The organism is Ruegeria sp. YTSC003, assembly GCF_059609785.1.
On sequence record NZ_JBXWMK010000006.1, the window covers coordinates 225579 to 239432 of the forward strand.

At 55.6% G+C, this 13854-nt stretch carries 11 protein-coding genes and 1 tRNA gene; 5 read left to right on the top strand and 7 right to left on the bottom strand.

What is annotated here, in order from left to right; translation table 11 throughout:
• Positions 1 to 25: 25 nt before the first annotated feature.
• Positions 26 to 2212 carry an excinuclease ABC subunit UvrB gene (uvrB, locus tag AC2FFH_RS13535; RefSeq protein WP_496767376.1) on the bottom strand — a complete coding sequence of 729 codons (2187 nt, stop codon included), beginning with the start codon at positions 2210 to 2212 and terminating at the stop codon, positions 26 to 28.
• An 80-nt stretch (positions 2213 to 2292) separates the two neighbouring features.
• Positions 2293 to 2772: an SRPBCC family protein gene (locus AC2FFH_RS13540; protein ID WP_496767374.1), complete on the bottom strand. Its 480-nt coding sequence runs from the start codon at positions 2770 to 2772 to the stop codon at positions 2293 to 2295.
• A 154-nt stretch (positions 2773 to 2926) separates the two neighbouring features.
• On the opposite strand from AC2FFH_RS13540, the gene AC2FFH_RS13545 reads away from it, so the two are divergent.
• The 4 genes from AC2FFH_RS13545 (at position 2927) to AC2FFH_RS13560 (ending at position 5493) form a co-directional block, all read left to right on the top strand.
• On the top strand, positions 2927 to 3238 hold the full coding sequence (locus tag AC2FFH_RS13545; RefSeq protein WP_496844593.1) for an ETC complex I subunit: 312 nt from the start codon (positions 2927 to 2929) through the stop codon (positions 3236 to 3238).
• The gene (locus tag AC2FFH_RS13550) at positions 3239 to 3715 is read left to right on the top strand and encodes a GNAT family N-acetyltransferase (RefSeq protein WP_496767372.1); all 477 of its coding nucleotides are present in this window, start codon (positions 3239 to 3241) and stop codon (positions 3713 to 3715) included.
• 21 nt (positions 3716 to 3736) lie between these two features.
• Positions 3737 to 3813, top strand: a tRNA-Arg gene (locus AC2FFH_RS13555).
• Positions 3814 to 4065: 252 nt separating this feature from the next.
• Positions 4066 to 5493: a CAP domain-containing protein gene (locus tag AC2FFH_RS13560; RefSeq protein WP_496767370.1), complete on the top strand. Its 1428-nt coding sequence runs from the start codon at positions 4066 to 4068 to the stop codon at positions 5491 to 5493.
• Between the two features lie 280 nt (positions 5494 to 5773).
• Here AC2FFH_RS13560 and AC2FFH_RS13565 read toward each other — a convergent pair whose 3' ends face one another.
• The 5 genes from AC2FFH_RS13565 to AC2FFH_RS13585 all read right to left on the bottom strand — a co-directional run bounded on the left by AC2FFH_RS13565 (position 5774) and on the right by AC2FFH_RS13585 (position 12595).
• On the bottom strand, positions 5774 to 7828 hold the full coding sequence (locus AC2FFH_RS13565) for an adenylate/guanylate cyclase domain-containing protein (protein WP_496767367.1): 2055 nt from the start codon (positions 7826 to 7828) through the stop codon (positions 5774 to 5776).
• 377 nt (positions 7829 to 8205) lie between these two features.
• Complete coding sequence (locus AC2FFH_RS13570) at positions 8206 to 8925, bottom strand: alpha/beta fold hydrolase (RefSeq protein WP_496725917.1); 720 nt, start codon at positions 8923 to 8925, stop codon at positions 8206 to 8208.
• Positions 8922 to 10472 carry an ABC transporter permease subunit gene (locus AC2FFH_RS13575; protein ID WP_496767366.1) on the bottom strand — a complete coding sequence of 517 codons (1551 nt, stop codon included), beginning with the start codon at positions 10470 to 10472 and terminating at the stop codon, positions 8922 to 8924. The genes AC2FFH_RS13570 and AC2FFH_RS13575 overlap by 4 nt, the downstream gene beginning before the upstream one ends.
• The gene (locus AC2FFH_RS13580; protein ID WP_496767364.1) at positions 10469 to 11533 is read right to left on the bottom strand and encodes a quaternary amine ABC transporter ATP-binding protein; all 1065 of its coding nucleotides are present in this window, start codon (positions 11531 to 11533) and stop codon (positions 10469 to 10471) included. Before AC2FFH_RS13580 ends, AC2FFH_RS13575 begins: the two co-directional genes overlap by 4 nt.
• A gap of 96 nt (positions 11534 to 11629) precedes the next feature.
• Positions 11630 to 12595 carry an ABC transporter substrate-binding protein gene (locus AC2FFH_RS13585; protein ID WP_496767362.1) on the bottom strand — a complete coding sequence of 322 codons (966 nt, stop codon included), beginning with the start codon at positions 12593 to 12595 and terminating at the stop codon, positions 11630 to 11632.
• A gap of 267 nt (positions 12596 to 12862) precedes the next feature.
• On the opposite strand from AC2FFH_RS13585, the gene AC2FFH_RS13590 reads away from it, so the two are divergent.
• Positions 12863 to 13747 (top strand): LysR family transcriptional regulator, encoded by an 885-nt coding sequence (locus AC2FFH_RS13590; protein ID WP_496844594.1) that lies wholly within the window; start codon positions 12863 to 12865, stop codon positions 13745 to 13747.
• Positions 13748 to 13854 lie beyond the last annotated feature (107 nt).

Genomic DNA, 13854 nt, shown 5'->3' on the forward strand with positions numbered 1-13854 from the left:
AGCTCACAATTTGTTCGCTTTAGGGCTACTGCTTCCGCCGCTTCACATTCCCACCCCGCTGCCCCGGCCTGCCAGCCGTTGACCGTCCGCGCGATTTCACCGCGTCCTCCGAGGCTTTCTCGACCGCCCATTGGCGCGCCATGGGGTCGTCGGCGACGGCGAGGTCGACCGCTTCCAGACGTTTGATTTCATCCCGGATGTTGGCAGCCTCTTCGAATTCAAGGTTCTCGGCGGCTTTGCGCATCTGGTCGCGCAACCCGTCCAGATGGGCCTCGAGATTCGCGCCGTGCATCGGTTTGTCGATGGTGGCGGTGACGCGGTTCATGTCGACGTCGCCCTGATAGAGACCGGCCAGAACGTCCTCGACATTTTTCTTCACCGTCGCAGGCGTGATGCCGTTTTCCTCGTTATAGGCGATCTGTCTTGCGCGGCGGCGGTTGGTTTCGTTCAGGGCGCGCTCCATACTGCCGGTGACCTTGTCGGCATACATGATCACACGGCCATCGGCGTTCCGCGCGGCGCGACCGATGGTTTGAACCAGTGAGGTTTCGGATCGCAGGAAGCCTTCCTTGTCCGCGTCCAGAATGGCGACCAGCCCGCATTCGGGGATATCGAGCCCCTCGCGCAGCAGGTTGATGCCGATCAGCACGTCGAACGCCCCCAGACGCAGGTCGCGCAGGATTTCGATACGTTCCAGCGTGTCGATATCCGAGTGCATGTAGCGGACCTTGATGCCCTGTTCGTGCATGTATTCGGTCAGATCCTCGGCCATGCGTTTGGTCAGGGTGGTGACCAGCGTGCGATAGCCATCGGCGGCGACCTTGCGCACCTCGTCCAGTAGGTCGTCGACCTGCATGCCGACAGGGCGGATTTCGACCTCGGGGTCCAACAGGCCTGTTGGGCGGATCACCTGTTCGGTGAAGACACCGCCGGTCTGTTCGATCTCCCACTTCGCAGGCGTGGCGGAAACGAAGACAGATTGCGGGCGCATGGCGTCCCATTCCTCGAACTTGAGGGGGCGGTTGTCCATGCAGGACGGTAGGCGGAAGCCGTGTTCGGCCAGCGTGAACTTGCGCCGATAGTCGCCCCGATACATGCCGCCGATCTGCGGCACGGAGACGTGGGATTCGTCGGCGAAGACGATGGCATTGTCGGGGATGAATTCGAACAGCGTCGGGGGCGGCTCACCCGGTGCGCGGCCGGTCAGATAGCGCGAGTAGTTTTCGATCCCGTTGCAGACGCCAGTGGCCTCAAGCATTTCCAGATCGAAGTTGGTGCGCTGTTCCAGACGTTGGGCCTCCAGCAGCTTGCCCTCGCCCACCAGCTGATCCAGCCGGATGCGCAGTTCCTTTTTGATCCCAATGATCGCCTGGTTCATCGTCGGTTTCGGCGTCACGTAGTGCGAGTTCGCATAGACGCGCACCTGCTCCATCGACGCAGCACGTTCGCCGGTCAGCGGGTCGAATTCCGTAATGGTTTCCAGCTCCTCGCCGAAGAACGAGAACTTCCAGGCGCGATCCTCAAGGTGGGCAGGCCAGATTTCCAATGAATCGCCGCGCACGCGGAACGAGCCGCGCTGAAACGCCTGATCGTTACGGCGGTATTGCTGAGCCACCAAATCGGCCATGATCTGGCGCTGGTCGTATTCGTTGCCGACCTTCAGGTCCTGCGTCATCGCCCCGTAAGTTTCGACCGAGCCGATACCGTAGATGCACGAGACCGAGGCCACGATGATCACGTCATCGCGTTCCAGCAGCGCGCGGGTGGCCGAGTGGCGCATCCGGTCGATCTGTTCGTTGATCTGGGATTCTTTCTCGATATAGGTATCCGACCGCGCGACATAGGCCTCGGGCTGGTAATAGTCGTAGTAAGAGACGAAGTATTCGACCGAGTTTTCCGGGAAGAAGCCTTTGAATTCGCCATAAAGCTGGGCCGCCAGCGTCTTGTTGGGCGCAAGGATGATCGCAGGGCGTTGGGTTTCTTCGATCACTTTGGCCATAGTGAACGTCTTACCGGTCCCCGTCGCGCCCAGCAGAACCTGTTCTCTTTCGCCGTCAAAGATACCGCTGGTCAGTTCCTTGATCGCAGTTGGCTGATCACCAGCAGGCGCGAACTCGGTATGCATGACGAACTGCTTGCCGCCTTCGAGTTTCAGGCGCGCGCGAACGTCATCAGCGGTCAGCTGTGTCTTGTCGGAATGGGCATAGGGCATAGGCAGGCTCCGGGTCAGGCCCTTACATTTGTTCTTATTTTGTCCAACTGCAAGGCCTGATCCGGTTCAGAAACTCAGTTTCAGTAATAGGCATACTGTGCATCGGGGATTTGAACCGATTGCACCTTGTCGGCCAGCGCTTTCAGATTGCTCTCCAGAACCCGGCCCATCATCGCCTTCATCAGCGTTTGACCCATCAGCCAGCCCAGCAGGCCATATTTCATCTGGTAATCCATGCTCCAGACGACTCGCGAATGGCCATTCGCGAGGGGTTCGATGGTGATGGCCGCATGTGCTTGGGTCAAAGGCATCGCCGGCATCTCTGACAAGCGTACGCGATAGCCTTTGTTGACTTGCCAATCGGTCACTTCCTCGACCAGCGAGGTGCCGTTTTCAAAGTGGCAACGCCGTTTCGACCCGACGCCGTTTTGCCCAGTCGTCAGCGCATCCACCGAGGCGACTTGTGGCGCGAATTCGTCGATATGCATGAAACGGCTTAGAATGGCCCAAACGGATTCGGGCCGGGCGTCGATTTCCAGGCTTTTTTCGTAGTGGATCATGTTGCTGTCCTCTTTGTGGGGTTGCGCGATCAATACAGGGCGCTGATGACAGTTTTTGACATCAGAACGTGCGCGGCCGCGACAATTCCGTTCTTGTCCCAGCGCACGCTCTGACGCATAAATAATCTCAGCCAATTGAGGACGGAGAGGCGACATGCGCGCACGGATTTACAAGCCTGCCAGGAACGCAATGACTTCGGGGATGGCCAAGACCTGCAAGTGGGTTCTGGAATACGCGCCCGCGTCGTCGCGTGAGGTTGATCCGCTGATGGGCTGGACATCTTCCGACGATACGCAAACTCAAGTGCGCCTGAAGTTCGACACCAAAGAAGAGGCCCTGGATTATGCCAAAGACAATGGCATCGAAGTCCAGGTTAGCGAACCGCACAAACGCAAACCCAACCTGCGTTCGCGCGGCTATGGTGAGAATTTCGCCACCGATCGGCGCGCGCCTTGGACCCACTGAATGATCGAAATCCATGAGGCCGACCCGACCTCGGACGCGCTGCGCCCATTGATCGAGGCGCATTTCGCCCATGGCGAAACTGCCGGACCTGCGGAAAGCAACCATACCATGGATGCACAGGCTCTGGCTGCCGAGGGCATCAGGTTCTGGGCCATGTTTGACGACGGACAGCCCGTCGGCTGCGGAGCGTTAAAGGCGTTACCTGACGGAACGGCCGAGGTGAAATCTGTTCACATCGCTTTGCAGGCGCGTGGACGCGGTCTGGCGCGTCGGATGATGAACCACCTGACAGATGAGGCCCGTATCCAAGGGATGGTGGCTTTGGTTCTGGAAACAGGTGCGGAACATCTGCCGGAATACGCGGCCGCCCGTAAGCTGTATGAACGGCTTGGGTATTCCTATTGCGGTCCGATTTTTGGATATGAAAGCGACCCAAACAGCGCCTTTATGCGCTTGGCTCTTGAACCCCGGAAGTAAAAACAGCAAGAAGGGCCCAGCGGTCCCGTAGCTCAACTGGATAGAGCAGCTGACTTCTAATCAGCAGGTTGAGGGTTCGAGTCCTTCCGGGATCGCCAACCATTATCCCCATTCCCGGCACCATCGCCGCATCGATCGCCTGATCTAAGCCGCCTTTCGTGGGCAGCTATCAATGTAAACGTGGGAACCTTCTGCATCCAACGGACGCGCGTTCCGCAAAATATCGCCGTTCGCACTACCCCGTCGAGCGAAACTCTGCCGTTTAAGGCTTGCGCGCGTTTTTTCGACTGCAGTTTGTGGAAATCTGAACGAGTTTGCTTCGACGATTGCGCTGAATCAGGGGATGGACGATGTCGCAAGCCAGCACGCTTGAGCGTGAAATGCTTAATTTGATCAATGCAGAACGTGCATCGCGTGGCCTTGATTCTGTGCAACTGGAACTCCGCTTGAACGCTTCGGCCGAAGAGCATAGCCAGTGGATGCTGGAATCCGGTAACTTCTCGCACACGGGTGAGGGTGGTAGCTCGGCCACCCAGCGTATGCGCGATGCGGGTTTTGTTTTGTCCGGATCTTGGGCGACTGCCGAGAACATAGCCTGGCAAAGTCAGGGCGGAGAGCCGGGGTTTTCAGACGATGTCGTCGATTTGCACAACGCGCTTTTGAACAGCCCCAATCACCGCGCAAACATCCTGAATCCGAACTTGGCATACATCGGCATCGGGATTGAGATTGGTTCATTTGGTGGCATTCCTGCCGTCGTTGTGACCCAGAATTTTGCCCGCACCACGGCGAGTGTCCAGTTGGACACTGGCGCAGGATCGGATGCCGGCGGTTCCGATCCGATACCGGTCGTTCCCGATCCGGGCGAACCGGCAGATCCGGTTTCGACATCTTCGCAAGAGAATCTGTCATTTGGCGACGGGGATACCCTTAGAGTGACGCCGGAAGAACTGGATCAAAGTGTTATCAGCGGGTTTGGAGTGGGCAAGTCCCTCGTCATCGAAGGGGTTGAGCTTAGTCGGTCCAACATTCGCTTGACCGATAATTCGAACGTTGAATTCGATGTTGATGGTGACGGTAGGACGGATCTGACGATTTCGTTGGACGGCGGGCAGTCGGGCGGCGACTTTTTTGCCATCACCAAGGATGGAAACACCGTGGTCAGCTATGCTAAATTTCTGCCTGACCTTGCGCCCGGGGTCCGCGTCGACAGCAGCGTGATCGACGGCATCGTGAACAAATCCTTTCTCGAAGGCGATGGCGCGACGGATTTTCGGATACAGATGGTCGACCTCGGAACAGCTGACTTCAACAATGTCCTGGGCGTTTATGATATTCTAAGTAACGGCGAAATCGCGAATGTGCGCCTGCTGTTTGAAAACGCCAATGAAGCGAATGGCGCGGTAGAGCTAAGTAATTTGGCGGACGGAAACCGCCTAGGGTTCTTCATCGTTCAGGATGGTGCAGATTGGGCTAATTCACTTTCAGACAGCGATGACTTGAATTTTGTTGCCAGCAACGGTGGCATGGCAGACGTGGACGACGAATTTGATTTTGTTTTGACGGTGAACGGAAACTCTGCTGGCGTGACCACGTTTCATGCCGAAAAGGCGGCCTTGAACAGTGACGATCAGCAACACGCGCTTTCGGGTGTCGTGTCGGGTGGCCAGTCAATGACCATCGGTTTCGAGGACTTGACGGGAGGGGGCGACTCCGATTTCGAGGATGTCGTGGTCGACGTAACCAGGCTTGAGGATGACGCGCTTTCGGTGGTTTAAGTCTAATTGCCGAGTGCACGCTGATTAACGTGTTGTAATTCACTTTTGGCCCATACCGGTTACTCGGCCAAGTTTAACTATGCTGCGGTCGTGTCCCGTATTCCGGACATTCGCAGCAACTGTGCAGTCCGCGGCGTGCTGAGCTCATAAAACACGCGGCTTGTCGGACTTTCCCGAACGCGGCCCAAATCACTGCCGCTCATGCGCGCAATCAGGTGGTATCATTTCCGCAAAAAAGCCCAGGACTTGAACATCTTAATTTGATCGGATCTGACTACTACTATTTTTTGGTACTTGTAATTGCGCGCCAGTCTTCCGGTGGAGGCCTGTCTAACAGGCTCTGGGCGCGGGCCATCATGGCGACTGAGGCGGGATCTCCGTTTCGTGTTCGGTCCGCAACCTCGAATGCAGCAACAGCTTTTTCAAACCGCCCTGCCCGGTAGTGCGCAAGGCCTTGTTCATAGGTCTGTATCCAGGCAAATGATCCCTCACACCCATCTGCCATCGCTATCAGTTCGTAGACCACCAGCTCTTCAATGCGTCCGAATACGGTAAGCGTGTCCAGTTCGCGCACCACGATTGTGCCGGCAGCCTGTTGTCTCGTTTCCGGCCCAATGAGGATCAGCGTGCCATAATCTTTGTTGGCTCCTTCCAACCGGCTGGCAACATTCACAACATCGCCAATCGCGGTGTAGTTCAACCGCTGCTCTGATCCGATATTTCCGACCAGAGCCTCGCCGCTGTTCAGCCCGATCCTGACACGTAACGGATTGCCGGCATCATCTTCAATTCCGGACGCGTCCACTGCAGCGACAAGGTCCAATGCTGCGCGGCAAGCGTTTTCAGCGTGGTTCACATCCGTACGCGGCGCCCCCCAAAACGCCATCACAGCATCACCCATGAATTTGTCGATCGTCCCACCATTGTGAGCGATAGCCGTCGAGGCTGCGCTGAAGAAGGGCTCCATCAGTTGGGCAATCTTGGGGCCAAGTTTTTCGGACAGCCCAGTGAAGCCCGTGACATCGCAGAACAAAACAGAGATCTGCTTCATCTCTCCGCCTGGCTGTATCTTGATACCTTCAGCAAGCAGCATGCGCACGAGATCCGTAGGTACGTATTTTCGGAATGCCGACAAACCTGCTGCCATGCTAGCAGTGGCCGCAGAAAGATTGGCAAGCTCAGACAGTTTGGACGGTCTGCGCTCAATTTGTTCGACGTCAAAGCGCTCAATCTTACCGAGGTCTTCGGCGATGCGGGCCAACGGATTTGCCACGACTTTGCGGATCAGCCAGATCGCTAATCCGGTTGCGACAACTACCACAATGATCAAAACGTAAATCAGATTGATCAGCGTCTCGTCGATCCCCGAAAGAAAGGCCGCTTCAGGTATGACTGTGGCAACGCGCCAGCCGTAAAACCCCAAAGGCGTCAGCGCCACCGCATAAGGCACGCCGTCAATGACGACACGTTTCGTCAATGTACCAGAGGCATTTGCTTGTGGGTCAGCCAACAGCCTTTCGCCCGAGATCATTGCGACTTCATAAAGCTTGCCCTCGCCCATGCGCGCCGGAGTAACCTCATCCGCTTCGGCATCGGGGACCGCAATAACCTTTCCATCGGCATTCAAGATAAATGCCGCGCCAAATTCGCCGGGCGCAAGCGTGGCAAGAAACCGTGACAAACGATCCGTTTCGATCGCAACTGCCAGAACGCCTTGTCGCGCTCTATTGACGTCTATCGGACCGGCAAAGGCGTAAACGGTTCTGTCACTATCCGGAAGGTCGCGCGCTTCGATCCACCCAGAGGAATTGAGGCCCATGAAGTTTTTAAACCAGGCGTGTTCGCGCGGATCATAGGATGTTTCGGTAAAGGTCCGCTCTTCGAACTGTATGTCACCGGGAATGAAGATGTAGCGGTCTTTCCGCAGCATTCGGTCGCGGATTCCCTCATCGATTTCAATCATCTCAAGCCCGCCGTCACCCAGGCGATGTGACGCGAAAAAATTCCCGTCAGGCCAGCCGAAGAACATCCATGAAATATTCGGCTGCGCCTGCAATTGTGACAGAAAAACAAACTCCCGCTTGTCGGCCTGTCGCGTCGCGATGACGTTCTGAACAAAGATCGTACGAACGGCCGCCCAGGCGGCTTCGGCCGACCTGAGTGTCACGCCCACCTCGATACGGACAGTGTTTGCGATCTGGCCGTTTATTTCTGCCGCAAGCATGCGGCTATTGTCGCGCGCTGTCGTCCACCACAGGGAATGGACAATAAACGTCGACACTCCGATAGACACAGCCACCAGAATTGACACCGCAATGCCTACACTAAATCGCAATTAAATCTCCGCCGAAAAGCTACTTGTTTCAGTATTGAGTTGAGACAGCTAAGAGAGCAAAGTTTTCTTAAACCCAGACCCGAAATCTCACGCAACTGTTAGGCGGAAGCAAAGGACTGTGTTGAAGCGAGCGCCTTAACACTAAATGCCGTATCTAACCTTCGTAAATTTTCCAGACGCTTCGCACTGTTGAACATGCGGCCCTTTTCATACCTTTGCCACACCAAACCCACGACGCGCTGCGGCCGGTCAAACCGAACATTGGCTGCAGGCGTAACAGCCAGAAAGGTCGAACACTCGATGCAGACGAAACAGACTTTCGCCGTGATTGCGTCAATGACAGCTTGATTACACACAGCGTCCACATCGACACCACATCAGATCGAAAAGAAATCCTTTAATACACTGTTAAAGAGCCAAGGCTTTTCCAGATGCGCAGCATGGGCGCATTCCGGCATAACCAGAAGGTTGGCGTTGGGAATGGATTGCCACAATTGTTCGGTCTGGCTCCATGAGTAGGTTCGATCACGGTCACCCCAGACTACCAGTGTTCTGGCCTCGATGTTCTCCAGGTGCTTGACACCACTCCAATTCTCCATCGCGTCAAGCCCATTTAGCATGGTCGGCAATCTGCATTGCTCGGCGATGGCGGCACAGTCTTTGTAGCCATCGGCATATTCCCGATTTAGAAACCAGGTCGCTGCGATCCGTCTGGCGGTGGCCTGCGGTCCGTCCAATTGAGCGCGGCGTTTGGATGTACCGATGGTCTCGAACCTGCCCGGAAGGACTCCTGTGGCGCCGGTACCGTAGAGCACTAATCGCCCTATTCTCTCTGGCGCGCGCGCCTCCATTTCTTGCACGACCATCCCGCCCATCGAATGGCCGACCAGGTTAAAACGCCCGATGCCGCGCGTGCTCAGTTGGCCTAGGACCCATTCAGCATAGTCGCCAATACTGTCCAGCGCTTTCCAACAAGCATTTTCGCCAAATCCCGGCAAATCTAAGCTGATGATCTCGTGCCCGACTGCTGAATCGGCCTGCCCCTGCCATTGTCGGCTTCCGCCCATGAAGCCATGCACAAAAACGACCGGTGTCATTTGCGCCCGCCCTGCACGATACGATCAAGGATCATAGCGCAGAACAGGATCGAGAAGCCAGCGAGTATACCCTGTCCGACATTGGCATATTGCAATGCTTCTAGGACATCTTCACCCAATCCCTTGGCCCCGATCAACGAAGCCACGACGACCATTGCCAGTGACAGCATAATTGTCTGATTGATCCCGGCGCGGATTGATGGGGACGCCAGAGGAAGATCAACCTTGGTCAACAGATACCATTTGTTAGCACCAAAGCTGATTGCCGCCTCACGCACGCTTTCGGGCACACCCCGCAAGCCCAGGACGGTTAAACGCACTACTGGGGTGCCACCAAAAATCATGGTGACAACCACCGCTGCCGGTTTGCCGACACCAAAAAATGCGATTACCGGGACCATGAAGACAAAGGCAGGCATAGTCTGCATAAAATCCATGATCGGCTGGATAAAGGCGTAAAAACGTGGGCGGCGTGCGGCGAACATGCCCAAGGGAATCCCTATGACAATGGACAGACAGGCCGCCGTACCCAATAGGGCCAGCGTTGTCATCGCCCCCTCCCAAAACCCCAAAAGCCCCATATAGGCCAGAAAAGCCCCTGAATAGATGGCCGTGCGGATGCCTGCCGTGAGCCATGTCAAAAGCACGATCAGGCTGGCAATCACGATCCACGGCGTCTGAACCAGGATAACCTCAAGCGCGTCAAGAAGCGCGCGAATGCCAAAGGTCAACCCGTCGAAAAACGCCTCGCTGTTGCGTACACACCATGCGATGAAGTCTTCGACCCCTTGGATGCTGGTCAGGCGAATTGCCGGATCGGTGGGAAAATGGCTGAGCAGGGAAAAACGGCCCGGAAAGCTGTAGTGCAGCATTGCGGCGGTGACGATCAGAAACATGAAAACCGCGCTAAACACAATATGAGTGATTGGCATTGCCGACCGGATCGAACGATCCGACAGCCAATCGGAAAACCGCGCCTCAAGCGCCCAATTGGCCACTATGGATTGCACTGCTTTAACCAGCAACAAGATCACGATCCCGGTTAGAACGATCATAGGGCCTTGGGCGGCAAGCGCATCGGCTTCGGCCCGAATGCCACCGATGTTTTGTTCAAGGGATTCGACCGTGCGCTGATAGACGTCGATCTTGTCCGAGCCGCTTTCGATTGCTGCGGCAAGCTGTTTGCGGCGCAGCTCAAGTGTGCCTTCAATGGATGCTATACGCTGCATGGCGTCGGCGGCCAGTTCCCCAAACAAACCACGCGCGATCTGAACAAAGCCCAGGGTTTCAATGATCAGGAACGGCAGCGCCCAGCTCCACAATCCACGCGCGCCGAACCAGATAGGACCGAATAATCCGGCCATAATGTTGAAGGTCGGTGTGAAGCGGGATGAGGCACCGATCTTATCAAAATTCCGTATATAGTAATCCGGGCTGGTGCGGACAAAGGCACGGATGTTGTCGCGGCGTTCCTCGGCATAGGCAAGGGCAGCTTCGCTTTCTGTGTCTTCAAGTGGGTTGACGCCAAGATCGTTGAGCTCGCTCATGATACTTCTGTTCCTTCGATCACGGTGCGCAGCAAGTCGGCGCGTGTGATGATGCCAACGTCCCTGTCGCCGTCCTGCACGAGTATGGGTTTTTGGTCGTCAATCGCCATGTTGATCAGATTGCTAAGGGTTTCGCCTTCTTCGACCCGTGGAGCATCTCTGTGAACCGGTCCGTTGGCGGCGGTATATTGTTCAAGCGGTTGCATTACGGCGTGGGCATGCACGACTTTAAGCCGCGAAATCCCGGCGACAAAATCGGCAACGTAGTCATCTGCGGGATTCATAACGATATCTTCAGCGGTGCCTATCTGCACCATCTTGCCGTCGCGCATGATTGCTATCCGGTCACCGATACGAACCGCTTCATCCAAATCATGGGTGATGAAGATCGTGGTCTTTTTCAAAATTTTGGACAGGCGAATAAACTCGTCCTGCAACTGGCGCCGGATCAGAGGGTCAAGAGCCGAAAATGGCTCGTCCATCAATAGAACATCTGGGTTTGCTGCCAGGGCGCGGGCCAAGCCGACACGCTGTTGCATGCCGCCTGATAATTCATGAGCAAATTTTGATCCCCAAGCGCCCAGCTCAACGATATCGAGAATGGCTGCCGCCTGTCGCATACGCTCGTTCTTGGCGATCTGGCGGATTTCCAGAGGCATCGCCACATTGTCCAAAACCGAACGGTGCGGCATCAGGGCAAAGTTCTGGAACACCATACCGATCTTTCGGTTACGAAATTCCTGAAGCTCTTTCGGGCCAAGGGCCATGACATCGGTGCCCTCGATTTCGATTTTACCTGCCGTAGGCTCCAAAAGGCGGTTGAAATGGCGGACCAGCGTGGATTTGCCACTGCCCGACAGCCCCATAATGCAAAAGATTTCGCCACGGTTCACCGACAAGCTGACATCGGCGACGCCAACCACCGCGCCTAACTCTGCCAGAATCTCGGCCTTGCTGAGGCCTCGGTCACGGATCGCCTGCAAAGCGACTTGAGGGTTCGCGCCGAAAATCTTCCAGACATTCGAAATTTCGACAACGGTATCGGCAGGTTCAGAGGACATGCGAGACATCTCAAAGTTTGAGGGGCAAAAGCGAAAGGGGAAAGAAGCCGACACCGAATGGTATCAACGGTGTCGGCATGATTAACAGACGCCGGATCAGAGGCCCAACCAAGCGTCGACCCGGTCGGGATTGGCTTCAACCCACTCACGGGCAACCTCTGCTGGATCACGGCCCTTGCCACTGATTTCATAGGCGAAACCGCTGACGTCATCAGCAGTCAGAGCAAAGTTGGCAAAGAATTCCGCAATCGCAGGCGAGCGATCTTCAAGCGAATTTGACCATGCAATCTGAACGTTCTTCAGAGCGTCCTTGGTGGCAACCGAGGATTTGCTGTACCAATCAGGGTCATCCGACGGCTGTACCATCACGTATTTGGCCGGATCAAAGGTCGGCTCGGTCAGCATCTGGACGTCGAACATGTACCAAACCGCGTGTGGTTTATAGCAGTAGAAAGCATAACCTTCGCCTTTGGCGATACTGTCCTTGATGCGCGCGGTCTTGACGCTTTCTTCGGCACGGATCGGATCGATGAAATCAAGAAGGCCATAGTCACGGGTCTTAACCTCGTTGACATTGGCCGAAGCCCAACCGGGGGCGCCAATCCACATCTCACCCTTGCCGTTGCCATCGCTATCCATCGCTGAGGCGACGTCCGGGCGGCCCAGATCAGCAATATCGGTGATGTTCATCTTATTGCCGAAGTCCTGCGAAACGCAGAAGCCCTGGTTTCCTTCATAGGGGTTGGACGACAAGGTTACGGTACCCGCTTCGTCAACGTATTTCTTGGTGAAACTTTCCTGGTTCGGCAGCCAGACATCGGGGTGCACATCAATGTCTCCCTTGCCCTGATCCATCGCCTGGAAAATCGTCGCGTTGTTGCCCGGTACGTATTCAACCTGACCACCGATGCGCGTTTCAACCACAGCACCCAGAAGATGAGCAATCGCCTGTGCGCCAGTCCAGGAGGGCACGCCGATTTTGACCTCTTCGGCGGCGAGAGCAGGTATCGCAAACGCGCCGACTGCAGCCGCCAGACCCAGTGTTTTCAGTTTGGTTCTCATGGTAGTCTCCTCTGTTGAGATGCGCCGTGTTCCGACGTCAGTTTTTTGATCTCTTTGTGCCTCCAACTCATGGCTTTGACCGGAAAGCAATTACCTCCTCATGGCTGTTGGACAGTGGTCCGATGCAAGGCCGGGCCTTCGATTCCTGCTTGAAAGTCTAGAGCAAAGCGAATTCCGCAGGCCAATTCGAACATTTCATCAAACTATTCCAACATTGCATAGTTATGATTACACTCGTCAACCACAGCAGACAGACTGGGACGCACAATGGATTTGAATTGGCTCCGTGACTTTGAATGCCTTGCCCGAACCCTGAATTTTACCCGGGCGTCGGACGAGAGAAACATCACGCAATCGGCTTTCAGCCGAAGAATCAGAGCCTTGGAAAACTGGGTTGGACTTCCTTTGGTTAATCGTGCCACCTATCCTGTGCGTCTGACCGACGCCGGAGAACAGTTTCTGCCGGTGGCCTTGGCTGCGATTTCACAACTGTCCGAGACCCGTCAATTGTTACGGGATGCGGATCGCGGGGACAGCCGGTTCATCCGGTTTTCGGTACTTCACACAATTTCGGTCAATTATCTCGCAACGCGAATTGAAGAACTGCAGCTGCAAATCCCCGAATTGCGCACACGTGTGGTGTCTGATTCCCTCAGCACTTGCTGCGAGCTTCTTGTTGAAGGAGCGGTCGACGTTTTGCTGTGCTACTATCACCATTCAGTCTCGCCATTGATCGATGAGGCGGCATTCGAAAAAAAAGACCTACTAATAGACCGCCTTGTCCCTGTCGCCGCCGCTGAAACAACCCGGGCCAACGGGTGGGATCTTGGCAAGACAGACGGCCCGCCCATTCCACATCTGGCGTATGAGCGATCATCGTTTCTGGGAATGGTGGTTGAGAACACAGTCGAACGGCAAATGCTGAATGCCGAGACGATCTATGTCGATGGATTGGTCGAAACGATCAAGCGGCGGCTTTTGAAAGGCAGTGGATTTGCCTGGATGCCAGAAACTGCGATTTCGACCGAACTTGCCGATGGAGTACTGGTGCCGGTTGGCGACGATACGTGGTGCACCTCTTTAACCATATCTGCCCTGTCTAACCCTGACGCCTTTGATGCGACCGCACGCAAATTGTGGGACCTGCTTTAACGGAACTGCATATTACGCGCTGTTGTTTCGGCGGGCTGCGGAGGAGATGAGAATTTCAACATTGAGCCCATGACGCGCTCATGCAGCTTCGACGCAGGCGAATTCGG

Excerpts from the sequence above, each read along its gene's own strand:
- uvrB (WP_496767376.1), bottom strand. The coding sequence starts at position 2,212 with ATGCCCTATGCCCATTCCGACAAGACACAGCTGACCGCTGATGACGTT.
- AC2FFH_RS13540 (WP_496767374.1), bottom strand. The coding sequence starts at position 2,772 with ATGATCCACTACGAAAAAAGCCTGGAAATCGACGCCCGGCCCGAATCC.
- AC2FFH_RS13545 (WP_496844593.1), top strand. The coding sequence starts at position 2,927 with ATGCGCGCACGGATTTACAAGCCTGCCAGGAACGCAATGACTTCGGGG.
- AC2FFH_RS13550 (WP_496767372.1), top strand. The coding sequence starts at position 3,239 with ATGATCGAAATCCATGAGGCCGACCCGACCTCGGACGCGCTGCGCCCA.
- AC2FFH_RS13560 (WP_496767370.1), top strand. The coding sequence starts at position 4,066 with ATGTCGCAAGCCAGCACGCTTGAGCGTGAAATGCTTAATTTGATCAAT.
- AC2FFH_RS13570 (WP_496725917.1), bottom strand. The coding sequence starts at position 8,925 with ATGACACCGGTCGTTTTTGTGCATGGCTTCATGGGCGGAAGCCGACAA.
- AC2FFH_RS13575 (WP_496767366.1), bottom strand. The coding sequence starts at position 10,472 with ATGAGCGAGCTCAACGATCTTGGCGTCAACCCACTTGAAGACACAGAA.
- AC2FFH_RS13580 (WP_496767364.1), bottom strand. The coding sequence starts at position 11,533 with ATGTCCTCTGAACCTGCCGATACCGTTGTCGAAATTTCGAATGTCTGG.
- AC2FFH_RS13585 (WP_496767362.1), bottom strand. The coding sequence starts at position 12,595 with ATGAGAACCAAACTGAAAACACTGGGTCTGGCGGCTGCAGTCGGCGCG.
- AC2FFH_RS13590 (WP_496844594.1), top strand. The coding sequence starts at position 12,863 with ATGGATTTGAATTGGCTCCGTGACTTTGAATGCCTTGCCCGAACCCTG.